This is a genomic window from Flavobacterium pokkalii (genome assembly GCF_014596575.1).
Lineage (GTDB): Bacteria > Bacteroidota > Bacteroidia > Flavobacteriales > Flavobacteriaceae > Flavobacterium > Flavobacterium pokkalii.
In genome coordinates, this window is sequence record NZ_NASZ01000011.1 from 17248 (window position 1) to 39505 (window position 22258).

The window sequence follows — 22258 nt, forward strand, 5'->3', positions numbered from 1 at the left end:
AATTTTTAAAAGTAGTCGTAGTAAAAAATAGAGTAGTAAAAACCCAAAAGAAATAGAATTTAAGCAATTTAGAATTTGTGAAAATCTGTAAAATTTGTGTTTTAAAAATAAATAAAATGAAAAAAGTACTTTTTATCGATCGTGACGGAACGATTGTATTAGAACCGGAAGGATATCAATTAGACAGTTTGGAAAAATTGGAGTTTTTTCCAAAAGCTTTTCAATATTTGGCAAAAATTGCTAACGAATTGGATTATGAATTGGCAATGGTAACCAATCAGGATGGTTTGGGAACGGATTCTTTTCCAGAAGATACTTTTTGGCCTACACAAAATTTCATTTTAAAAGCATTCCAAAACGAAGGTGTACTGTTTGACGATATTTTTATCGACCGTTCATTTCCTGAGGATAATGCACCTACACGCAAACCTCGCACCGGAATGTTAACCAAATACATCGATAATCCAAATTACGATTTGGCTAATTCTTTTGTATTAGGAGACCGAATTACCGATGTAGAATTAGCAAAGAATTTAGGAGCAAAAGCCATTTTTCTAAAGCAGGAAGATGGATTAGGTGGAAGTGAAACTTCGGTTGCTCATAATGAATTAGAAGACATCATCGTTTTACAAACGGTTGATTGGAAAAAAATCTATGAGTTTTTAAAATTAGAAGCTCGTACCGCTTCCATCACCAGAAAAACACACGAAACAGATATTTATATCAAATTAAATCTGGACGGAACCGGAAAAAGTAACATTGATACCGGAATCGCCTTTTTTGATCATATGTTGGACCAAATTTCCCGTCACGGACAAATGGACTTAGACATCAAAGTAAAAGGCGATTTAGAAGTAGATGAACATCACACGATTGAAGATACTGCGATTGCACTTGGAGAAGTTTATGCTAAAGCCTTAGGAAATAAATTAGGTATTGAGCGTTACGGTTTCTGTTTACCAATGGACGATTGTCTGGCACAGGTTGCTATTGATTTTGGAGGTAGAAACTGGTTGATTTGGGAAACCGAATTTAAACGTGAAATGGTAGGTAAAATGCCAACCGAAATGTTTTTTCACTTCTTTAAATCATTCTCTGATGGTGCGAAAGCGAACATCAACATCAAAGCAGAAGGCGATAACGAACATCACAAAATTGAAGCTATCTTTAAAGCTTTTGCAAAAGCAATAAAAGTAGCCGTAAAACGTGATACAGAGAAAATGATTTTACCTTCAACAAAAGGAATGCTTTAATATAAGTAGTAAGTTTTAAGTATGAGTTATTAATTTAAAAGGCATTAAAAACTCATACTTAAAACTTAATACTTATTACTTAATAATTAATACTTAAAAAGTGAAAATAGTTATTATCAATTACGGAGCAGGAAATATTCAAAGTATTCTTTTTGCAATAGAAAGACTTGGATATAATGCTGTGTTAACGAATAATCCTGAAGAAATAAAAGCAGCAGACAAAGTGATTTTTCCAGGTGTAGGCGAAGCAAGTTATGCTATGAAAATGCTTAAGGAAAGCGGCTTGGATACTTTGATTCCAACTTTGAAACAGCCTGTTTTAGGAATTTGTCTGGGAATGCAATTAATGTGTAATCATACCGAAGAAGGCAACACCACAGGATTAGGAATTTTTGATGTGAATGTGGTCAAATTTTCTCCAAAAGTAAAAGTGCCACAAATGGGCTGGAATACGATTTATAATCTAAAATCGGATTTATTTAAGGATGTAGCCGAAAAAGAGTATATGTATTTGGTGCACAGTTTTTATGCGCCGCTATGCAATGAAACCATCGCCACAACTGATTATGAAGTTGAATATTCTTCAGCTTTGGAAAATGGTAATTTCTTAGGAACACAATTTCATCCCGAGAAAAGTGGGGATGTGGGAGAGAAAATTTTGAAAAACTTTCTTGAATTAAATCTTTAAATTTCAATAGTAATATTAAAAATCAGCGGAATGAGATTGCTTCGTTCCTCGCAATGACAAAAAAATGAGAATAATACCTGCAATAGACATCATCGAAGGAAAATGTGTTCGTTTGTCCAAAGGTGATTACAATACTAAAATAATTTACAACGAAAATCCGCTTGAAGTAGCCAAAGAATTTGAAGCGCACGGAATTGAGTATTTGCATTTGGTAGATTTGGACGGAGCCAAATCAAGCAAGATTGTCAATTATAAAATATTAGAACAAATTGCAACCCAAACCAAATTAAAAATTGATTTTGGTGGAGGATTAAAAGCCGATTCTGATTTGAAAATTGCTTTCGAAAGTGGAGCAAACCAAATTACCGGTGGAAGTATCGCGGTAAAAAATCGCGAAGTTTTCGAAAAATGGATTGCTGAATACGGTTCAGATAAAATTATTTTAGGTGCTGATGCTAATAACGAAAAAATTGCCGTTTCGGGTTGGCTGGAAGAATCCAATGAAGATTTGATTCCGTTTATTCAGGATTATCAAAACAAAGGCATTCAATATGTAATTTGTACCGATATTGCTAAAGACGGTATGTTGCAAGGACCAAGTTTTGATTTATATTCTAAAATTCTGGATCAGGCCAAAGGTTTAAAATTAATTGCTTCGGGAGGAATTTCAACTTTTGACGAATTACCAAAATTGGCTGAAATAGGTTGTGAAGGAACCATCATCGGGAAAGCCATTTACGAAGGAAGAATTACGTTGAAACAATTGGAAAACTATATATTAAGTTGTAAGTCGTAAGGATTAAGTTTTAAGTATGAGTGAAGATATTATAAAAGTTAAAAGTTTTTCTTTTGCAATTCGTATAGTTAATTTATATAAAACACTAGTTTCAAGAAATGAATATGTTATGAGTAAACAAGTTTTACGCTCAGGAACTTCAATTGGAGCTAATGTTCGTGAAGCAAAAAATGCTGAAAGTAAAGCAGATTTTATTCATAAAATGGGAATTTCTCAAAAAGAAACAGATGAAACTTTATATTGGTTAGAGCTTTTACAAGCAACAAATTATCTTTCGAATGAAGAGTTTATAAGTTTAAATAATGATGGTGTAGAAGTTTTAAAATTGATTAAAAGTATTATTATTACTGCAAAAAACAATCAAAAGAAAACTTAATGCTTCATCCTTACTAATTAATACTTAACTAAAAATGTTAACAAAAAGAATAATCCCTTGTTTGGATATCAAAAACGGAAGAACAGTAAAAGGTGTAAATTTTGTAGATTTGCGCGATGCAGGTGATCCGGTGGAATTAGCCAAAATTTATTCGGATGAAGGAGCTGATGAATTAGTTTTTCTTGATATTTCGGCAACGGAAGAAAGAAGACGAACTTTAGTTGATTTGGTTCGAAAAGTAGCCGCAACAATTAATATTCCTTTTACAGTAGGAGGAGGGATTTCCGCAGTTTCAGATGTGGAAGTTTTGTTGCAAAACGGAGCCGATAAAGTTTCAATCAATTCATCTGCGGTTAAAAATCCACAATTGATTAATGATTTGGCACAAAAATTTGGAAGTCAATGTGTAGTTGTGGCAATTGATGCCAAGCAAATTGACGGCGAATGGATCGTGCATTTAGTTGGAGGAAAAGTACCTACGGAAATTAAATTATTTGATTGGGCAAAAGAAGTGGAGCAAAGAGGTGCCGGAGAAATCTTGTTTACTTCGATGGATCACGACGGAACCAAAAACGGATTTGCTAATGAAGCTTTGGCACATTTATCGACTTTAGTTAATATCCCGATTATTGCTTCGGGCGGAGCGGGAAATATCCAACATTTTGTGGATACTTTTGTAGAAGGAAAGTCTGATGCTGCTTTGGCTGCGAGTGTTTTTCACTTCAAAGAAATTGAAATCAAGACTTTGAAAAAAGAACTTAAAAATAACAATATAGAAGTCAGAATCTAAAATCTGAATTCTAAAATCTAAAATAAAATGGAAATAGATTTTTCAAGACTGGCTCACGGATTAATTCCTGCCATCATTCAGGATAGCGAAACTAAAAATGTTTTGATGCTGGGCTACATGAACAAAGAAGCTTATCAAAAAACATTAGAAACCGGAAAAGTAACTTTTTTTAGCCGTTCTAAGCAACGTCTTTGGACAAAAGGAGAAGAAAGTGGCAACTTTTTAAATTTGGTGGACATCAAAAACGATTGTGATGAAGATACTTTATTGATTCAGGCACAACCTGTAGGACCAACTTGTCACACCGGAGCGGACACTTGTTGGCAAACTCCAAACAAAAATAATTATGGTTTTATTTCTGAATTGGAAGAAACTATTGAATCCCGAAAAGAAAATGCTGATTCTGAGAAAAGTTATGTAGCTTCTCTTTTTGCAAAGGGAATCAATAAAATTGCTCAAAAAGTAGGTGAGGAAGCCGTTGAAGTAGTGATTGAGGCCAAAGATAATGATGAAGAATTATTTTTAGGAGAAAGCGCCGATTTATTGTTTCATTATTTGATTTTGTTACAGGCAAAAGGCTACAAATTAGACGATGTGATTAATGTTTTAAAGAGTCGTCAGAAATAAATAATTAAGAAGATGTCTTCTTTACTCAAACAGTCATTTTCCGATTCAGATATTAAAGAATTAAAACAAAAACATCAGAAAAATAATAAAACTAATTTCATTTTTTTGATCCTTTTTAGTTTTCTTTTTTTAATTAATTATTTTCTGCTAAAGGATGTTTTAAAACACAACGCATATCATTTTATAAAGATAATTTCTCTAATTGTTTTTGGTTTAGTTTTTTTAAAAGCCATAGTAGAAAATAATTATACTCTTGATTTGAAAGATAAAATCAAATATGTTGGAATTGTAAAAGTTAAAAATAAAATATACAATAATGAGAGTGAAAGACCTATCGAACATCGAATACAATTCGATGATTGGAAAATAAACATCATTGATTTTGATGAACAATATTGGAATAAAATAAATGAGAATGATGAATTTTATCTCGAAATAGCTGTTAATTCTGGATATATTTTCAAATTAAAGCGTAATGATGAAGATTTTACAAAAGGAATAAAAAGAATTTAGATTTTATTTAAAGTCCTACAATTTTTAAAGAGTCGTCAGAAATAGCATCAATATTTTGTGTTAATTTATCGTTAGAACGAGTCAATAGGAGATTAAATTTCTGCTATTGACTCGTTTTTACTTTTTCAAAAAAAAGCAATCCGTTATATTTACCACAGAAATTAATCATTTAGAGGCAAGGACTTATGATTTTTGACAAAACACATTTTTCAGAAGATTTAATCGATACAAAAATAGAAACAGGATTACATATAATACTAACTACCGACGAAGATGATTTTCGTCCGGTGTATATTTCCGGAAATTTTAATGACTGGCGTACTCAGGATAAAGATTTTATGATGGAAAAAATGGGTACAGGATTGTATCATTTTAAATTCACTCATGATTTTAATTATCCCGAAACCCTATTGTATAAATTTACAAAAGGCGATTGGAGCGCCGTAGAAATCGATGAAAATGGTGAACGAACAGAAAACCGTTCTACCACGCAGCATACCGGAATACAAAAAGAACACGTTTTTCGCTGGAGAAAAAACTGGCTGCCGTTTAAACCTAATTTTTTACCGCAAATTCAGTTAATTTCCGATGAATTTGAAATTCCGCAACTCAACACCACCCGAAAAGTCTGGGCTTTGTTGCCACATGATTACGATACTTCAAACGAAAATTATCCGGTGATGTATTTGCAGGATGCTCAAAATTTATTCAACGAAAATGCCGAATACGGTAATTGGGAAATTGATAAAAAACTGGCTGTGATGTCCGAATATAAAATTGGAAAAATCATTGTTATTGCTGTCGAACATGCCGAAGAAGACCGTATTAAAGAATACAATGTTGGAAAAACACTTTTAGGAAAAGGACAGGGAAAAAAATACATTAAATTCCTGGTTGAGACTCTAAAACCTTATGTGGACAGTAATTTCAGAACCAAAAAAGAACGGGAATTTACCGGAATTGGCGGAAGTTCCATGGGCGCTTTGGTGAGTATTTTTTCAGGATTGCGTTATCCGGAGGTTTTTGGGAAATTGATGATTTTTTCACCTTCGCTTTGGGTAGATCCTAAGATTAAAATTAAAAATCATGATGATTCTGATGCAACTAAAATCTATCTGTATGCAGGCGGTGACGAAAGTGAAACCATGATTGAACATGTAAAAGCTTTCAAGAAAAGAGTTATAAAAAATGAATTTGTTGATGATAAAATGAAAATTAATCTCAGTATCAATAAATTAGGAAAACATAACGAAGCTTACTGGAGTGACGAATTTCCTAAGGCAATCGAATGGCTTTTTTTTAATACTAAAGACAACTAAATGAAAACCACTGTAATTAATAGCTTAGAAAATTTCTCTGGCACGGTTTTAATTCCTGTTTTCGAAACCGGTATAAAAAACCTGATTCCGATTAAATTTGGCGAAATCAGTATTCCTTCTTCTGTTTTTTATGGAAAAAAGGACAGTAGTTATTTAACGGAACAGGATGGAAATTTGTACTTATTTATTGGCTTAGGAAAAATTATTGATTTTAAAGCGCTGCAAACAATTTTCAGACGAATTGCATTTAAAGAAAAAGACACATTTACTCATGATGTGTCTTTATTTTTACCGGAAGCTTTTACCGAAGAACAAGTTGAAGCCGCTGTTTCAGGGTTGTTTTTAGGAACCTACAATTTAGGACATTATAAAACGAAGGAAGCACATCCGTTTTTAAATCCCGATTTTGAACTTAAAATTCTTTCTTCAAATAATTTTTCTGAATCGATTACAAAAGCTGTAAAAATTGCGAATGCGCAATTGGAAACTTTTGCTTTAGTCGATTTACCTCCCAATAAAATTACTCCTAAATATTTGGCTAATTGGGCTAAGGACAAAGGAAATGAATTGGGTTTTGACGTAAAAATTATTGGATTAGAAGAAGCAATTCAGCAAAATTTAGGTGCTTTTGTGGCTGTTGGAAAAGGCAGCGAAAAAGAGCCTCAATTTGTTATTATGAATTATGTGCCTAAAAATGCGGAAAAAAATCTAAAACATGTCGGATTGGTTGGAAAAGGAATCACCTTTGACACCGGAGGATTAAATATCAAAACCGCCGGAATGGTACACATGAAATGTGATATGGCCGGAGGCGCGGCAGTTTTGGGAGCAATGCACTTAATTGCCGATTTGCAATTACCGGTAAAAGTGACCGCTATTGTTCCCTGTGCCGAAAATGCCGTTGATAATCAGGCTTTTTTGCCCAGCGATGTAATTTACAGTTATAGCGGAAATTCGATAGAAATCATTGATACCGATGCGGAAGGCCGTTTGGTTTTAGCCGACGGAATTTCTTATTTGATAAAAAATTACAATCCCGAATACCTGATTGATGTAGCAACTCTTACCGGAAGCAGCGTGGCAACTTTTGGCTATGAATGCGCTGCTTTGTTTAGTAATAATGAAACTATTTCCAAAGATCTTCAACAAACAGGGGAATCCATTGGCGAACGTTTATGGCCATTGCCTCTATGGGATTGTTATAAAAATGATATTGAAAGCGAAATTGCCGATGTGAAGAATTTTAGCGGAAAACCAGTTGCCGGTGCTATAAGTGCGGCTAAATTTCTGGAATTTTTCACTAAAGAGCATCCGGCCTGGTCACATTTAGATATAGCCGGTGTCGCATTTATTGATGATGAGTTTGCAAAAACAAAACATGCAACTGCGTTTGGTGTTCATTTATTGACTAAATTCATAGAAAAATTATGAATTTATGGAAAACGCTAAAACCTTTGTTTGCATTTCAAATTATTTTAAAGGAGTTGATTTTTTAATTCAATTAAAAAAGCTGGGAAACATTGTTTATTTGGTTACCAGTGACAAATTAAGGAGCAAACCCTGGCCACATGAATTTATAGATGAGATTTTCTATATGCCCGGTTCTGATACAGAATGGAATTTGGAGCATTTGCTACTGGGAATAGAAAATTTAATGAAGTCTAATCCGGTGGATGCGATTGTCGCTTTGGACGATTTTGATGTCGAAAAAGCCACTTATCTGAGAGAAAATCTCCGAATTGACGGTATGGGACAAACTACCGGGCGTTATTTCAGAGATAAATTAGCCATGCGCATGCAGGCTGAAAATTGCGGAATTGCTATTCCTGCATTTTCTTCCTTATTTCACGATGCCGATATCAATACTTTTACAGAGAATGTTTCTCCACCCTGGGTTTTAAAACCCCGTTCGGAAGCTTCGGCTACAGGAATTATCAAGATTTATGATAAGGAAACGCTTTGGGCTCATATCCATGAAATGGGCAATAACCGTTTTAAATATTTAGTGGAACAATTTAAACCCGGAGCCGTTTATCATTGTGACAGTCTGATTGTAAACCATCAACTGCTCTTTAGTATTACTTCTAAATACTTGGCTACACCTATGGAAATTACTCAGGGGGGAGGCGTCTTTAGAACGGCTAATATTCCTTATGATTCTGAAGATGACATTGAAATAAAAAAGATTAACGAACAGGTTTTAAAAGGTTTTGGCTTAAAAAACGGAGTGGCGCATACGGAATTTATAAAATGCCATGAAACCGGAGAAATCTATTTTCTGGAAACTTCTTCGCGGGTGGGAGGTGCTCATATTGCCGAAATGGTCGAAGCAGCTTCAAATATTAATCTTTGGAAAGAATGGGCTAAAATTGAAGATGCTTTGGTTAAAAAACAAGAATATCATTTGCTCAAAATCAAAAAGGAATATGCCGGAATTGTGTTGACTTTATCTAAATACGAACATCCGGATTTAAGTGATTTTTCAGATCCGGAAGTTTGTTTCCTGGTTCCTTTAGAATACCACGCCGGTTTAATTGTAAAATCGAAAAAGCAGCCCCGAGTTGCCGAATTACTAAACGAGTATACCGATCGTTTAATAGCTGATTATACGGTAGTAGTTGAACAAAATAAAGTGACTAAGTTGCACTGATTATTTGTAAACGTATGAGATTTTTTTGCTTTTGCTTATTTGTATTCTTTTTTTCTGCAAAAGAAACGCAGGCTCAACAACTTTTAGGTCAAAAAGAAGTTTCGTTTTCGAGACAGGATAGTTTGCGTGGCAGCATTACAAAAGAAAGAGTCTGGTGGGATGTTAAACAATATCGTTTAGATATAAAAATAAATCCTTTAGACAGCACAATTACAGGTTCTAACACTATTAAGTATAAAGTATTACAGGAATACAATGTGATGCAAATTGATTTACAAAATCCACTAGTGATTGATAAAGTAATTCAGGATAATATTGAATTAAATTTCAACAAAGATGGAAATGCGTATTTTATCCATTTACAATCCAATCAAAAAAAAGGAACTAGCAAAGAAATAACGGTTTTTTATCACGGTAAACCAAAAGTTGCTGTAAATCCGCCCTGGGATGGAGGAATTAGCTGGAACAAGGACAAAAACGGAAAGCCTTTCATTGCTTCTTCCTGTCAGGGAATTGGAGCCAGTATTTGGTGGCCTAACAAAGATCATCTGTATGATGAAGTGGAGAAAATGTATATAAACGTTACCGTTCCGGGAGATTTAACCGATGTTTCTAACGGACGTTTGCTTCGTATTAAAAAACAAAAAGACGGAACCAAAACCTATGAATGGTATGTTTCCAATCCAATAAACAATTACAGTGTGAATATCAATATTGGCGATTATGTTTCTTTTGCTGAAAAATTTAAAGGCGAAAAAGGAATTTTAGATTGTACTTATTATGTTTTGAGAGACAATTTGGCGAAAGCCAAAAAACAATTCAAAGAAGTTCCGAAAATGCTAAAAGCTTTCGAATATTGGTTTGGACCTTATCCTTTTTATGAAGACGGCTATAAATTGGTAGAAGTTCCTTATCTGGGAATGGAACACCAAAGTTCGGTTACTTATGGAAATGGTTTTAAAAATGGTTATTTAGGAAATGATTTAAGCGGAACCGGCTGGGGATTAAAATTTGATTTTATCATTATTCACGAATCCGGACATGAATGGTTTGGTAACAGCATTACGGATGCCGACATTGCTGATATGTGGATTCATGAAAGTTTCACCAATTATTCCGAAAGTCTTTTTCTGGAATATTATTATGGTAAAAAAGCCGCTTCGACTTATATACGCGGACTTAGAAAAAACATTATGAATGACAAACCAATTATTGGAATTTATAATGTTAACCAAGAAGGTTCAACCGATATGTATTACAAAGGGGCAAATATGCTGCACACTTTGCGTCAAATTGTTAATGACGATCAAAAATGGAGAGCGCTTTTAAGAGGTTTAAACAGTACTTTTTATCATCAAATTGTAAATACACAGCAAATTGAGAATTATATCAGTGAGCAAACAAACTTAGATTTAATCTCGTTTTTCAACCAATATTTAAGAGATACCCGAATTCCAATATTGGAATATTATTTTGAAAAAGAGCAATTGTTTTTCCGTTGGACAAATTGTGTTACTGATTTTAATATACCTGTAAAAATAATGGTAAATGATACAGAAAAATGGCTATATCCACAGACAAATTGGAAATATGAAACAAATATTGACAAAAACTCAAAAGTAACTATCAATCCAGATTTTTATGTAAAAGGGATTCATATAAAAAATAAAATAGACTAATTTTATCCTTACTATTTTTAATAGGGACTAATCGAATTTTAATAAAGATGAAAACAAAGTATTTATATCTTTCTTTTTTTTTGATGCTAAGCTTTATCCAGTATAGCCAAAATAGTATTGTAAAAAGAGATGAACAGGAAGTTTACGTTGATTCTGTTGAACTTACGGTTGATACGGTAAGAGTTGCGAGAATAGATCTTGATTCCATTCATTTTAAAGCAACCAATGAAATGCTGGATGAAAACATTTATTGGGAAATTATTCAAAAATCATTGAAAGAAACCAGTAATCAGGAAGATCAGGAAATTTATCTGACTACTGAATTAGAGAAATTATCCCCAAAAGAAATGATTGGTTTTCGATTAAGAACCGATAAATTATTGTTTGATTCATATACTTCTAATTTATGGTGTGCCAATTATATCATCAGTAATGGCGGTGCCGATGACGGTTTCGATTATTTCAGATGTTGGTTAATTTCCCGTGGAAAAGAGGCTTATTATAAAACTTTGGAAAATCCGGATTATCTGGTAAATTTAGTGGACAACGAACCAAAAACCTATGATTTTGAAGGCTTTTGGTATGTTGGAAATAATGCTTTTAAGGAAGTGACCGACAAAGAGGCGGAAGCTTATATAGACTATGAAAATTTTAAAACCACTGATGAAAATTATCCTATTTTAGATTTTAACTGGAATGTAGATGAACCTCAAACGATGGAAAAAGTTTGTCCGGTTTTGTTTAAAAAATTTATGAAAAAGTGACCTAAAAAAGATCAATAATGAACACATTAGCCAACCTCAAAAGTGAGTTAGATCAGGAGTACAAAACCACAAAAAAGTTTATTGAAAATTTTCCGGAAGGGAAAAATGACTTTAGTCCACATGAAAAAAGTTTTAAAATGATGCCGCTTGCCACGCATATTGTGGAAGTTTTTGCCTGGCCGGCAGTGATTTTAGCTACTTCTGAATTAGATTTCGGAAAAAATGAATACAAACCAACTATTCTGAATTCAAAAGAAGAATTGATTAAAAAATTAGATGATGATTATGCCGCCGGAAAAGCAGCTTTGGAAAAAGCATCTGAAGAAGATTTAGAACCCAATTGGGCAATTAAAATGAACGGACAAACCTTAAATGAATGGAACAAATATGGTGCAATCCGACATTCTTTGAACCAAATAACGCATCATCGTGCACAATTAGGCGTTTATTACCGTTTGAACAACATTCCGCTGCCGGGAAGTTACGGACCTTCTGCAGATGACCAAAAATTCTAAATAGTAGCCAGCGAAAAATGATTTTATAAAATTTAAAAGATAAAGACGGAAACAATTATTTTTCAAATAGACCAATTGTTCCACCAACCCAATCTTTGTCTTTATTGTATTTTACGCCAATCATTTCGCCACGGCTCAAGCGAACTAAATTACAAAGCGGAGTGGGAGTGGTATCGTCTTTTTTCCAGACATACAGCATTCGCACTTCGGCTTTTACTTTTCCGTCAGGTGACTGAACAATAGGTAAATAGTTGACTTTTTTCTGAAGAATATACAATTCTTTATCGGTAACAGCTTCAATATCTTCTTTTTTTACATGAAAAATAACACCGGAACCCGAAAAGGAAAACAATGGTTTCAAAACGTAATTTTCTAAATCATCCGGAATTTCCTTTAATTCACTTAACAAAGTAGTTTCTATAAAATATTTGCCTTTGAGCATTGGCAAAATAAATTTACTGATTCGGAAAAACCAATTAGGATGTCCGGCCCATTCGACCTCTAATTCATCAGAAAAACTAAAATTCATTTTTAAATCAGGACGTAAGTCAAGTTCGTCAAAAATCACCCGGTTGTAAATACGTTTGATTCGAATTTCTTCTCCGTTTTCGTTTTTATAAAATAATTTTTTCCCTTTTTTAATGACATCTGTAACGCAAATAAATGGGATTCCTAAATCTCTTTTGCAATAATAAAAATCAATTTTGGTGTTTTGTTTTTCCGGTTCTATTTCTAATAAAACAACATTTTCTTTTGGATGATTATTACAAAAAACAGTTTCTAAATTTTTCAAAAAATCACTCTCATTGATGCTATCTAAAAAAGGCATTAGTTCTTCTAAAAATGGATATTGTTTTTTGAATTTTTCAAATAAATTAATCTGATAATTAAACAAAGAAGGAAATCCTTGCACTTCAATCAATTTAGGAATAACAGCTCCGTTCTCTTCACAAATCCCAAAATCAATTGCTAAAAAAGTGGTATGATTGTCTTCATTAGAAACCCTTTTATTTAATTCTAATGATTTATTTGTTAATATTTTAAAATCATCTTGTTGAATTAAAGCTATAACACTATCACAACCTTCTAACAATTGTTTTTTTAATTCATTAGAAATGAAAAATGGTGTTTCAGCCATCCGAAAAGTAGGCACATAATTAAAATCATCTGCAATATCCTGCTTTAAGGCTTCGTATTTTTCTGTGGTAAATTGCTCGTTGAATAATTTTCTATATTTAGAAATCATACCGTTTTGAATGTTAAAAAAAGGAACACAGATGATACTAATTTAGCAGATTAAAAGAAGTTATTAATTTTTATTTGTGTTAATTTCTTTAATCTGTTTAATCAGTGTTCCGATATTATATTAGTATAAAATAATCAATTAGACATGATTTTTTTAGATTTCATCAGGTCAGTAATGGCTGAACGGAGGAAATTAGGAATCAAAGTTTCGTTAGTGCGATAAATTTTATCATCGTCAACCAAATCTTCAAGCATGTTTCGGAATTTCCTTTTTCCCTTCAATTTTCTAATTTTATCCTTTATTTCTTTATTCCTTAATTGTGACAAAAAACTAATCGGATCAGCTTCCGGATGAAATTGCGTCCCTACCAAATGATCGGTAAAACGTACAGCCATAATCGCCCTTTCATATTGTACATGATCTCTTATTTTTTCCAGTGACAATATTTTAGCCCCTTTTTTGGCAAAAACACTCAATTTAGGTTGTACAACCTGATAATCTCTGGAATCAATCGCGTAGAAAGGATCGTCTAAGCCTTCAAATAACAAATCCTTAAGACCTTCTTTGGTTTTGTGAATCGTCATCACTCCAAAGGAGGTATCGTTTCTTTTGGTAATTTCGGCTAAACCAAAGTGTTTACAAGCCATTTGGAAAGAATGACAAATAAAAAGTACGTGTTTTTTTATGGGATTTTCGTTGTTCCATTTGACAATCGCGTCAATAAATTCAAAGAATTTAACATCCCAACTTCCGTTTCCTTCCAAAGGATTTCCGGGGCCACCCGTAGCAATATAAATATCAAATTTTTCAATTTCAGGTAATTCGCACTTTCCTCTCACGTCAAAAATTTTGAAAGACACAAAAGGAGAAAATCGATTGAGGATGTCAATAATACAACGCATTCCCTGATTAGGTTCGCCATTGTACATATCTAATATTGCGACAGTTATGCTTTTCTTTTTCATTGAATTCAATCCTTAAATTATAACTCAAAGATACGCTAATAATTTAATTTATAAGTCTTTAGTGAATTCAGAAGTGATAAAATCAACTACTTTCTTCAAATCATTTGTTTCTTTAAAAACAGCTAACTGCTTATCGGCACCGGTACCGTTTTTCAAAATTTCATGTACATAATTAACGTGTTCTCTACTACCCAATTCATCTACCACGTCATCAATAAAATCCAATAATTCTAAAACCAGCAATTTCGTTTCTACTTCTTTTTGCAAACCAAAATCAATCAAATTGCCTTCAATTCCATATCGGGCAGCTCTGAATTTATTTTCCTTAATCAAAGCCAAACGATAGGTGTTGAATTTTAAATTCTGAGTATTTAAACGATATAATTTAGCAACAATAGCCTGAATTACCGAAACAATACTCATAGTTTCTTTGACTGTAAGTGCCATATCACAAATTCGAAATTCAATCGTGTTATAAAAAGGGTGCAGGCGTAAATCCCACCAGATTTTCTTTGGATTATCAATACAATTAGTTTTTACCAAAGTTTCCAAAAAATTGTCATAAGAAGCAACAGAATCAAAATATTCCGGCAATCCCGTGCGTGGAAATTTATCAAAAACTTTTGTTCTGAAAGATTTATATCCGGTTTGTCTTCCTTCCCAAAAAGGAGAATTGGTTGATAATGCAAAAATATGTGGCAGGAAATAACAAGCCTGATTGATTAATTTCAACCCAATTTCCCGACTTTCAATTCCTACGTGACAATGCATCCCAAAAATTAAATTGGAACGGGCAGCATCCTGCAATTCGTTAATGATGTTGTGATAACGTGGGTCATCAGTGATTTCCTGATCCTGCCATTTTGAAAAAGGGTGTGTTCCGGCTCCGCCAACAATGAGTCCTTGTTTGTCGGCGAGTTCGACTATTTTAGTCCTTAAAAATTTTATCTCGCACTCGGCTTCTTTTACATTTTTACAAATATTGGTACCAACTTCCACCACCGATTGGTGCATTTCGGCCTTTACTTGTTCGTTTAATAATATTTTTGCTCCGTCAACAATTTTAGATAAATGCGAGCGCAAATCTCTGGTTTCCGGATCGATAATTTGGTATTCCTCTTCAATACCCAGTGTAAAAACAGGTAGTTTTTTCATTCTCTTTCTTTTCTCAATTTCCTTATTTGGCTGCAACAGCCTCCTGCATAAAAGTTCCCCAGGTCAGATTAATTTTTCCCGGTTTTTGTTTTTTTGCCGCTGCGATTGCCATTTTAGCAGCTTCTTCAACTACCCATTCAAAATTTTCTTCTCCAACAGAATTAACATCGGCATCGGGAGCGGGATTTCCAAAATCGATGGCGTAGGGAATTCCATCTCGAACGGCAAACTCGACCGTATTAAAATCATATCCCAGACCTTTACAAAGTCGAATAGTGTAATCCTTAATAGTTGCCAAAAGTTTTTTGTTTACCGGAGGACCGTTGTGAACATAACGCAAATGCGGTTCGTTACGGGGTTCGTATTGCATAATTTTAACCGCCTTACATCCCAGACAATAGACACGGAAATATTCGGTAAAAACAATTTCTTCCTGAAGCAGCATTACTAATTGTCCGGTTTCTTTGTGTTTTTGCCAAAATTCATCCTTGTTTTCCAGTCGATATACATTCTTCCAGCCACCACCGGCATAGGGTTTCATATAAGCCGGAAATTTTACGTAATCGAAAATTCCTTCCCAGTCTAACGGATATTTTAAATTTCTAAAGGAATTAGCATTCGTATCCGTAGGATGTTCTGCTGACGGAAGAATTACCGTGTTAGGCAACGGTACGCCAAGAGTATCTGCCAGAGCATTATTGAAAAATTTATCATCAGCACTCCACCAGAAAGGATTATTAATCACATTAGTTCCCGTTAAAGCGGCATTTTTAAGAAAGGCTCGGTAAAAAGGGACATCCTGAGAAATCCGGTCGATGATTACAGCATATTCGCCGCCTTTATTTTGAACCACTTTATCTATAGAAACCGCCTCAGCAATAATTCCGTCAACGTTTTTTGAATTCACTCTGTCAATAAATGCCTGTGGAAAGGTGTCTTCCATTCCAAAAAGAATTCCAATCTTTTTCATGTTTTTTTCTTTAATACTTTATAATCGAAGTTATTGGTTAATTTGTTTAGCTAAATTGAATTCGGGACAAATAATGCGGAAACATTTCTTTCCACAAAGGCCAGTCGTGTGGTTGATTTTGTCGAATATCCAGCCAGTGTTCCATTTTTTTTGTTGCTAAAATTTTACTCATTTTTAAATTGGCGTCCAGACAAATATCCCAATTGGAAGTTCCCAAAGCGATGTCCATATTCCATAATTCATAATCATTGAGTCCGTGTAAATAATCATCGGGACTGTGATAAAAAACAGTATCATTATAAAAACCATCCAGATAATTTTTGATAGAAAAAATACCGCTCATACTAAACAAATGACTCACATAACCCGGATGCCTGAAAGCAAAATTTGTAGCATGATAACCTCCAAAACTGCAACCAGCCATCACCACTTTTCCAGTTGGGGTATTGAATCGGATTTTTTCAACTATTTCATGACAAATCATTTTGTCATACCAATTGTGATTTTCAATACGGTGTATCGGATGAATATTTTTGTTATAAAAACTGTTTTTATCAATACTGTCCGGACAATAAATCTGGATTAATCCCTGTTCTAAATACCAGCCTGCCGATTCGATTAATCCGCGGTCTTTGTTTTCATAAAAACTCCCCATAGAAGTAGGAAATAAAACCACCGGATAGCCCGCATGTCCAAAAACGAGCATCTCGGTATCTCTGCTCAAATGAGGAGAATACCACTTCAAATAGTTTTCTTTCATAACTTTGCTTTTAACAATTATAAGGAAATAAACGATACTAAATTCATAAATAGAATGTAGTATTTTACTTTTAACAAAAACATAATACTTGCCTTAAAGTTGTTGCAGATAATTCATTTTTGAGCTTCAAAAAATACTTTTTGAAACCAATTATTTAACATTCTGTAAATACCTAAAAAAGACTTCTGTATATTTTTGTAAATAGTAGTCCACAACAGCGTAGTTCTGAAACGGATGGTTAGAAAAGGGGAGGGTAAAACAGTTTTAAAAAGTTTAAAAACTTTGTTTGATTTCGCTTTTTAAAGTTATTCGGCTATACTTTTTTCAAATAGCTGAACCTGATTCTTTAATCTTTCAATAAGTATGTTCATCATGCGTTTGTTCAGACTCGACGAATTTTTAATGTATTGCGAATATTCATCTACCGTAAATAAAGCTATTACCATTCCTTTCAAAACATTTCGAAATTTGATGTCTTTTTGAATTGCATTTTCAATGATAAATAATTTCTTTTCAACGCTTAACGAATAAAAATCACGCTTGTATTTACTGATGTAATTATGAAATGAAGCGATAAATAAATCATTTTGAAGCTTTAATATTGGTCGTAGGACTTCATTTTGAAAAATTTCATCTGCTGAAGATTGGTTACTAACACTTCCTATGGGTTCACCTCTAAACTCTCTTAAAAAACGATCTCTTTGGCTCATGACTTATCTTTTTCTTAAATTTAGAAAAAATATTCAACAAGAAAGCATTCTTTTAATGTAAGTAATTAACAAAGTTATGAGATTTCATACCAGAAAATGGGTTAAGCCCGAAGACTTGAATCCAAATAGAACCTTATTTGGAGGAAAACTTTTATCATGGATTGACGAAGAGTTAGCATTATATTCAATTATTCAATTTGAGAATTCAAAAGTGGTAACTAAATATTTCTCCGAAATAAATTTTACCAGTTCTGCTAAAGAAGGTGATATTATTGAAATAGGAATTGATGTGGTTCATTTTGGAACTACTTCAATTACCTTAGAATGTGAAGTACGAAATATGATGACAAGAGAAACCATTATTACAATTGACAAAGCAGTAATGGTTAATTTAGGACCAGACGGCAAACCTAAAGCACATGGAAAAACAGAAATAGAATTTGTTAAAAACAGATTGTAATAATTGCAACAGATTAAAATTAAAAACAATTAATCTGTTGCAAAATCTATTCAATTAACAATATTTCTTTTCAACATAAAAAGTTCCAAAAGGTAATAAGGAAGCAATCAATATGATTCCAAAATCTTTTACATTCCAATTTTGTGGTGTTTTTAATAAAAAAGCCAAAATAATATAACCAATAAACAATACCCCATGTGACATGCCAATTGGAAACAGCAAACTATGGTAAAGTTCAAAATTATTAGGCTTTATAAAAAGCATATTGGTAAAAAGTACCAAATAAGATATCCCTTCAAGGATGGCAGTTATTTTAAAAGTTTTAAGCATAAGTGATTTATTTTATAGTCAAAAGTAAGTAATAACATTTGTTTTATGGCTATTAACCACTAAAGTAATTTACATTTGCAATCATAAAATTTTTATAATGAGCAAAAGGGATTTAAAAAAGTATTTAGGCGAATTAGACAAAGACCAACTTCAGGAACAACTGATGGAACTTTATGAAAAATTTGCGGTTGTAAAAGAATATTACGACTTTGTTTTTAATCCAAAAGAAGAAAAACGTTTGCAGGAAGCCAAGCTCAAAATTTCCAACGAATATTTTCCGATGGGAAAAACTAAAAAAGCTAAAATGCGTCGTTCAGTAGCCCAAAAGTTCATCAAACATTTTACAACTCTTGGCGTAGATCCTTTTGTTATTGCTGATATAATGCTCTACAATATTGAAATTGCGCAGACTTTTTCGGCAGAAAACTCCATTAAACAGGAAGCTTTTTATAAAAGTATGCTCAATTCTTTTGATCAGGCAGTTCAATTTTTAATTAAAAATGGCATTTTGAGTGAATTTAGAAGCCGTTTGAATGCAATATTTCAGGAAACAATCGAGCAAAAATGGAAAAATAAGAAAGATTTTTTGCAGATTATAGCGCAAATTAACGATTGAGAGGCTTGTAAATCAAATTATTTCAAATTGAGTTAATAATTTAAATTAAATATAACAAGATAACTGTTTTTTAACCGTATTTTTGCAAAAATTCAACAAAAACAAATGTTCGAAAGTACGATAGAAATAGAAAAGGAAGAAAAAAAAGAACTTTATGCTTACCAGCAGGGGGATATCGACGCGATTTTTGAGCGTATTGATAACGGACCTGAAAAACACCATTTATTATACCAACTGCCTACCGGAGGTGGAAAAACCGTAATATTCTCAGAAATAGTTCGCCGTTACCTGTCCAAGCACAATAAGAAAGTTGTGGTACTAACTCACCGAATTGAGCTGTGCAAACAAACTTCTAAAATGTTGAAAGGTTTTGGGGTTAAAAATAAAATTATCAATTCTAAAGTTAAAGATTTGCCGGATCAGGACGAGTTTTCCTGCTTCGTGGCGATGGTCGAAACTTTAAAAAACCGTATTAATGACGAAAAACTGATATTAGACAATATTGGTTTAGTTATTATTGACGAAGCGCACTATAATTCGTTTAGAAAATTATTAAATTCTTTTGCGAATGCTTTTATATTAGGAGTAACGGCAACTCCGTTAAGTTCTAATATAAAATTACCAATGAATCAAAGTTATGACGAATTAATCGTTGGAGACACCATTGGTTCATTAATAGATAAAGGCTTTTTGGCACGCGCCACTACTTACAGCTATGATGTAGGTTTGACTTCATTAAAAGTAGGAATCAATGGAGATTATACCGTAAAATCTTCGGATGATTTATATACCAATACCCTAATGCAGGAAAAATTACTGCATGCTTATACCGAAAGATCTTTAGGAAAGAAAACCTTAATTTTTAATAATGGTATCAATACTTCGTTGTATGTATATGATACTTTCAGAGAAGCGGGTTATGAAATTCGTCACCTGGATAACACCAGCAGTAACGAGGAAAGAAAGGAAATTTTACATTGGTTTAAGCATACGAAAGATGCTATTTTAACTTCGGTTGGAATCTTAACAACCGGTTTTGACGAACCAACGGTAGAAACGATTATTTTAAATCGTGCTACGAAATCCTTGACGTTGTATTTCCAAATGATTGGTCGTGGTTCGCGAAAATTACCTCATAAAGATGAATTTACCGTTATCGACTTAGGAAATAATGCTGCTCGTTTTGGTTTGTGGAGCGAGCCGGTTAACTGGCAACACATTTTTAAATCACCTGAATTTTATTTGGAAAATTTACGTGACGATGCCGAAATCGAGATGTATTTTAAATACAGCATGCCACCTGAATTGAGAGCTAAGTTTCCTAATACCGAAGACGTAACTTTTGATGTAGATGAAGAACATAAATTAGCTATCAAACAAAATTTACGTTCTAAAGTGGTTTTGGATAAATCTCTGGATCAACATGCAATCATGTGTGTCTATAACACCGAAACTTTGCAGGAAGCCAAGTTATTGTCTAAAGAATTAGACGATGATATTGAATGCCGAATTAAGCGTTATGCCAAATGTTTAAGTCAGTGTAGTAAAAACTACCGCGAATGGCTGGTGGATGATTACAAACAAAAATTGACTTTGTTAATCGGGAAAAAGTATCGTGAAAAGATCATGAACGAACCTGATGAAGACGAAGATTAATCATTAAAAACAAAACAAACTAATGTCCAAAAGATTCTCAGATTTAGGAATTTCAGCCACTTTACTTCAATCTTTAAACGATTTGAATATTGTGACGCCTACAGCTATTCAGGAACAGGCGATTCCTTTGCTTTTAGCAAATGAAAATGATTTGGTGGGATTGGCTAAAACGGGAACAGGAAAAACAGCTGCTTTTGGATTACCTATTTTGCAACTCATTGATAGTTCTAAACCGGTAATTCAGGCTGTAATTTTAGTTCCAACCAGAGAATTAGGACATCAGGTTTTTAAAAATTTAGAGGCTTTTGCCCAAAAAACACCGGAAATTTCAATAGCTGCTACTTGTGGCGGAATTCCAATTAAACCACAAATCGAAAGATTGAGTCAGCCTACACATATTTTAGTGGCGACTCCGGGGCGTTTGATTGATTTATTGCAACGAAAAGCCTTAAGTTTAAAAGAAACTCAATTTTTAGTACTGGATGAAGCCGATGAAATGGTAAGTGTTTTAAAAGAAAGTTTAGACGAAATTGTCGCTGAACTGCCTAAAAAACACCGTACATATTTATTTTCAGCAACAATGCCCGGTACCATCAAGCAATTGATTCAAAATTATTTGCATAAAAATGTTGTGCAAATAAGTGCCGAAACAGAAACCCTGACTAATCCGGGAATTGACCATCAGTATATTGTAGTCGATCCGATTGAAAAACTGGAATTTTTAATGCATTTTTTGAATTCCAGAGAAGGCGAACGTGGTATTATTTTCTGCAAAACCAAAGCAGCAGTAAACAAACTGGCTAAAAATTTAGCCATTAATCGTTTTTCTTCAGGCGCTTTACACGGAAGTCTGACACAGGGAATTCGTGACCGAATTATGGAACAATTTCGCGAAGGACATATCAAAATATTAGTCGCAACCGATTTAGCTGCCAGAGGAATCGACGTCAAAGACATTGCTTATGTGGTTCATTATCATTTGCCGGATACCTATGAAAATTATGTTCACCGTAGCGGTAGAACGGCAAGGGCAGGAGCCAGAGGATTAGCGTTAACTGTTATTCAGCCGGAAGAAGAAATAGAAATTGCTGATTTTGAACAGGAATTAGGAATTCAGTTTAAAGTTTTTGCAAAACCTTCAACGTCAAGCATTGAAGATAATAACACTTTGCTTTGGGCGAAACAAATTTTTAAAACCAAGCCCAATCATGAGCTTGATGCCGAACTAAAAACAAAAATTAAAACGGTCTTTCATCATTTAACCAAAGATGAACTGATTGAAAAAATACTAGCGCACCATTTGTTGAATAACAAAAACCAGCCAACAGAAAAACCAGAAAAAAAACAAAAACGAAAGAACTAAAAACAAACAAAGCATCTTTTGACAACGAACAAAAGATGTCATTTTAAAATTGTAAAA

At 33.4% G+C, this 22258-nt stretch carries 24 protein-coding genes; 17 read left to right on the top strand and 7 right to left on the bottom strand.

The window, feature by feature from the left end:
• The first annotated feature begins 116 nt into the window (after nt 1-116).
• From hisB to B6A10_RS08505, 13 genes are all read left to right on the top strand, one after another.
• Nucleotides 117-1253, top strand: coding sequence for a bifunctional histidinol-phosphatase/imidazoleglycerol-phosphate dehydratase HisB (gene hisB / locus B6A10_RS08445; RefSeq protein ID WP_188220537.1), 1137 nt, complete (start codon nt 117-119; stop codon nt 1251-1253).
• Nucleotides 1254-1353: 100 nt separating this feature from the next.
• Complete coding sequence (hisH, locus tag B6A10_RS08450) at nt 1354-1941, top strand: imidazole glycerol phosphate synthase subunit HisH (RefSeq protein ID WP_188220538.1); 588 nt, start codon at nt 1354-1356, stop codon at nt 1939-1941.
• A 64-nt stretch (nt 1942-2005) separates the two neighbouring features.
• Nucleotides 2006-2737, top strand: coding sequence for a 1-(5-phosphoribosyl)-5-[(5-phosphoribosylamino)methylideneamino]imidazole-4-carboxamide isomerase (gene hisA / locus B6A10_RS08455; protein WP_188220539.1), 732 nt, complete (start codon nt 2006-2008; stop codon nt 2735-2737).
• A 16-nt stretch (nt 2738-2753) separates the two neighbouring features.
• Nucleotides 2754-3113 carry a four helix bundle protein gene (locus B6A10_RS08460; protein ID WP_188220540.1) on the top strand — a complete coding sequence of 120 codons (360 nt, stop codon included), beginning with the start codon at nt 2754-2756 and terminating at the stop codon, nt 3111-3113.
• Between the two features lie 34 nt (nt 3114-3147).
• Entirely contained in the window at nt 3148-3903 is a 756-nt protein-coding gene (gene hisF, locus B6A10_RS08465; RefSeq protein ID WP_188220541.1) for an imidazole glycerol phosphate synthase subunit HisF, read from the top strand.
• A gap of 27 nt (nt 3904-3930) precedes the next feature.
• Nucleotides 3931-4530 (top strand): bifunctional phosphoribosyl-AMP cyclohydrolase/phosphoribosyl-ATP diphosphatase HisIE, encoded by a 600-nt coding sequence (gene hisIE / locus B6A10_RS08470; RefSeq protein ID WP_055093175.1) that lies wholly within the window; start codon nt 3931-3933, stop codon nt 4528-4530.
• 12 nt (nt 4531-4542) lie between these two features.
• Nucleotides 4543-5043 carry a hypothetical protein gene (locus tag B6A10_RS08475; RefSeq protein ID WP_188220542.1) on the top strand — a complete coding sequence of 167 codons (501 nt, stop codon included), beginning with the start codon at nt 4543-4545 and terminating at the stop codon, nt 5041-5043.
• Between the two features lie 185 nt (nt 5044-5228).
• On the top strand, nt 5229-6362 hold the full coding sequence (locus B6A10_RS08480) for an alpha/beta hydrolase (RefSeq protein WP_188220543.1): 1134 nt from the start codon (nt 5229-5231) through the stop codon (nt 6360-6362).
• Nucleotides 6363-7793 carry a leucyl aminopeptidase family protein gene (locus B6A10_RS08485; RefSeq protein ID WP_188220544.1) on the top strand — a complete coding sequence of 477 codons (1431 nt, stop codon included), beginning with the start codon at nt 6363-6365 and terminating at the stop codon, nt 7791-7793.
• 4 nt (nt 7794-7797) lie between these two features.
• Nucleotides 7798-9012 (top strand): ATP-grasp domain-containing protein, encoded by a 1215-nt coding sequence (locus B6A10_RS08490; RefSeq protein WP_188220545.1) that lies wholly within the window; start codon nt 7798-7800, stop codon nt 9010-9012.
• A gap of 14 nt (nt 9013-9026) precedes the next feature.
• On the top strand, nt 9027-10691 hold the full coding sequence (locus B6A10_RS08495) for a M1 family metallopeptidase (protein ID WP_188220546.1): 1665 nt from the start codon (nt 9027-9029) through the stop codon (nt 10689-10691).
• A gap of 47 nt (nt 10692-10738) precedes the next feature.
• Nucleotides 10739-11455, top strand: coding sequence for a DUF4240 domain-containing protein (locus tag B6A10_RS08500; RefSeq protein ID WP_202986208.1), 717 nt, complete (start codon nt 10739-10741; stop codon nt 11453-11455).
• 17 nt (nt 11456-11472) lie between these two features.
• Nucleotides 11473-11970, top strand: coding sequence for a DinB family protein (locus B6A10_RS08505; protein ID WP_188220547.1), 498 nt, complete (start codon nt 11473-11475; stop codon nt 11968-11970).
• Between the two features lie 55 nt (nt 11971-12025).
• Here the strand turns inward: B6A10_RS08505 and B6A10_RS08510 are convergent, their stop codons facing one another.
• The 6 genes from B6A10_RS08510 to B6A10_RS08535 form a co-directional block, all read right to left on the bottom strand.
• Nucleotides 12026-13216, bottom strand: coding sequence for a hypothetical protein (locus tag B6A10_RS08510; RefSeq protein WP_188220548.1), 1191 nt, complete (start codon nt 13214-13216; stop codon nt 12026-12028).
• A 134-nt stretch (nt 13217-13350) separates the two neighbouring features.
• Complete coding sequence (locus tag B6A10_RS08515; RefSeq protein ID WP_188220549.1) at nt 13351-14181, bottom strand: type 1 glutamine amidotransferase; 831 nt, start codon at nt 14179-14181, stop codon at nt 13351-13353.
• Between the two features lie 48 nt (nt 14182-14229).
• Entirely contained in the window at nt 14230-15336 is a 1107-nt protein-coding gene (locus B6A10_RS08520) for a carboxylate-amine ligase (RefSeq protein WP_188220550.1), read from the bottom strand.
• A 22-nt stretch (nt 15337-15358) separates the two neighbouring features.
• Nucleotides 15359-16306, bottom strand: a complete 948-nt coding sequence (locus tag B6A10_RS08525) for an ATP-grasp domain-containing protein (protein ID WP_188220551.1) — start codon at nt 16304-16306, stop codon at nt 15359-15361.
• A 46-nt stretch (nt 16307-16352) separates the two neighbouring features.
• Complete coding sequence (locus B6A10_RS08530; RefSeq protein WP_188220552.1) at nt 16353-17066, bottom strand: alpha/beta fold hydrolase; 714 nt, start codon at nt 17064-17066, stop codon at nt 16353-16355.
• Nucleotides 17067-17371: 305 nt separating this feature from the next.
• Nucleotides 17372-17776 carry a glyoxalase gene (locus B6A10_RS08535; protein WP_188220553.1) on the bottom strand — a complete coding sequence of 135 codons (405 nt, stop codon included), beginning with the start codon at nt 17774-17776 and terminating at the stop codon, nt 17372-17374.
• Nucleotides 17777-17852: 76 nt separating this feature from the next.
• Here B6A10_RS08535 and B6A10_RS08540 point away from each other — a divergent pair, with 76 nt between their 5' ends.
• Nucleotides 17853-18236, top strand: coding sequence for an acyl-CoA thioesterase (locus B6A10_RS08540; RefSeq protein WP_188220554.1), 384 nt, complete (start codon nt 17853-17855; stop codon nt 18234-18236).
• A 54-nt stretch (nt 18237-18290) separates the two neighbouring features.
• On the opposite strand, the gene B6A10_RS08545 is transcribed toward B6A10_RS08540, so the two are convergent.
• Nucleotides 18291-18566 carry a DUF3817 domain-containing protein gene (locus B6A10_RS08545; RefSeq protein WP_026713642.1) on the bottom strand — a complete coding sequence of 92 codons (276 nt, stop codon included), beginning with the start codon at nt 18564-18566 and terminating at the stop codon, nt 18291-18293.
• 97 nt (nt 18567-18663) lie between these two features.
• On the opposite strand from B6A10_RS08545, the gene B6A10_RS08550 reads away from it, so the two are divergent.
• The 3 genes from B6A10_RS08550 (at nt 18664) to B6A10_RS08560 (ending at nt 22201) form a co-directional block, all read left to right on the top strand.
• Entirely contained in the window at nt 18664-19182 is a 519-nt protein-coding gene (locus B6A10_RS08550) for a DUF6155 family protein (protein WP_188220555.1), read from the top strand.
• A gap of 105 nt (nt 19183-19287) precedes the next feature.
• Nucleotides 19288-20838, top strand: a complete 1551-nt coding sequence (locus tag B6A10_RS08555) for a DEAD/DEAH box helicase (protein WP_026713644.1) — start codon at nt 19288-19290, stop codon at nt 20836-20838.
• 22 nt (nt 20839-20860) lie between these two features.
• Nucleotides 20861-22201 carry a DEAD/DEAH box helicase gene (locus B6A10_RS08560; protein ID WP_188220556.1) on the top strand — a complete coding sequence of 447 codons (1341 nt, stop codon included), beginning with the start codon at nt 20861-20863 and terminating at the stop codon, nt 22199-22201.
• Nucleotides 22202-22258 lie beyond the last annotated feature (57 nt).

Excerpts from the sequence above, each read along its gene's own strand:
- B6A10_RS08490 (WP_188220545.1), top strand. The coding sequence starts at position 7,798 with ATGGAAAACGCTAAAACCTTTGTTTGCATTTCAAATTATTTTAAAGGA.
- B6A10_RS08555 (WP_026713644.1), top strand. The coding sequence starts at position 19,288 with ATGTTCGAAAGTACGATAGAAATAGAAAAGGAAGAAAAAAAAGAACTT.
- B6A10_RS08520 (WP_188220550.1), bottom strand. The coding sequence starts at position 15,336 with ATGAAAAAACTACCTGTTTTTACACTGGGTATTGAAGAGGAATACCAA.
- B6A10_RS08550 (WP_188220555.1), top strand. The coding sequence starts at position 18,664 with ATGAGCAAAAGGGATTTAAAAAAGTATTTAGGCGAATTAGACAAAGAC.
- B6A10_RS08545 (WP_026713642.1), bottom strand. The coding sequence starts at position 18,566 with ATGCTTAAAACTTTTAAAATAACTGCCATCCTTGAAGGGATATCTTAT.
- B6A10_RS08495 (WP_188220546.1), top strand. The coding sequence starts at position 9,027 with ATGAGATTTTTTTGCTTTTGCTTATTTGTATTCTTTTTTTCTGCAAAA.
- hisA (WP_188220539.1), top strand. The coding sequence starts at position 2,006 with ATGAGAATAATACCTGCAATAGACATCATCGAAGGAAAATGTGTTCGT.
- B6A10_RS08535 (WP_188220553.1), bottom strand. The coding sequence starts at position 17,776 with ATGAGCCAAAGAGATCGTTTTTTAAGAGAGTTTAGAGGTGAACCCATA.
- hisF (WP_188220541.1), top strand. The coding sequence starts at position 3,148 with ATGTTAACAAAAAGAATAATCCCTTGTTTGGATATCAAAAACGGAAGA.
- B6A10_RS08525 (WP_188220551.1), bottom strand. The coding sequence starts at position 16,306 with ATGAAAAAGATTGGAATTCTTTTTGGAATGGAAGACACCTTTCCACAG.
- B6A10_RS08530 (WP_188220552.1), bottom strand. The coding sequence starts at position 17,066 with ATGAAAGAAAACTATTTGAAGTGGTATTCTCCTCATTTGAGCAGAGAT.
- B6A10_RS08510 (WP_188220548.1), bottom strand. The coding sequence starts at position 13,216 with ATGATTTCTAAATATAGAAAATTATTCAACGAGCAATTTACCACAGAA.
- B6A10_RS08505 (WP_188220547.1), top strand. The coding sequence starts at position 11,473 with ATGAACACATTAGCCAACCTCAAAAGTGAGTTAGATCAGGAGTACAAA.
- B6A10_RS08475 (WP_188220542.1), top strand. The coding sequence starts at position 4,543 with ATGTCTTCTTTACTCAAACAGTCATTTTCCGATTCAGATATTAAAGAA.
- B6A10_RS08500 (WP_202986208.1), top strand. The coding sequence starts at position 10,739 with ATGAAAACAAAGTATTTATATCTTTCTTTTTTTTTGATGCTAAGCTTT.
- B6A10_RS08560 (WP_188220556.1), top strand. The coding sequence starts at position 20,861 with ATGTCCAAAAGATTCTCAGATTTAGGAATTTCAGCCACTTTACTTCAA.
- B6A10_RS08460 (WP_188220540.1), top strand. The coding sequence starts at position 2,754 with ATGAGTGAAGATATTATAAAAGTTAAAAGTTTTTCTTTTGCAATTCGT.
- B6A10_RS08540 (WP_188220554.1), top strand. The coding sequence starts at position 17,853 with ATGAGATTTCATACCAGAAAATGGGTTAAGCCCGAAGACTTGAATCCA.
- B6A10_RS08480 (WP_188220543.1), top strand. The coding sequence starts at position 5,229 with ATGATTTTTGACAAAACACATTTTTCAGAAGATTTAATCGATACAAAA.
- B6A10_RS08485 (WP_188220544.1), top strand. The coding sequence starts at position 6,363 with ATGAAAACCACTGTAATTAATAGCTTAGAAAATTTCTCTGGCACGGTT.
- hisB (WP_188220537.1), top strand. The coding sequence starts at position 117 with ATGAAAAAAGTACTTTTTATCGATCGTGACGGAACGATTGTATTAGAA.
- hisIE (WP_055093175.1), top strand. The coding sequence starts at position 3,931 with ATGGAAATAGATTTTTCAAGACTGGCTCACGGATTAATTCCTGCCATC.
- B6A10_RS08515 (WP_188220549.1), bottom strand. The coding sequence starts at position 14,181 with ATGAAAAAGAAAAGCATAACTGTCGCAATATTAGATATGTACAATGGC.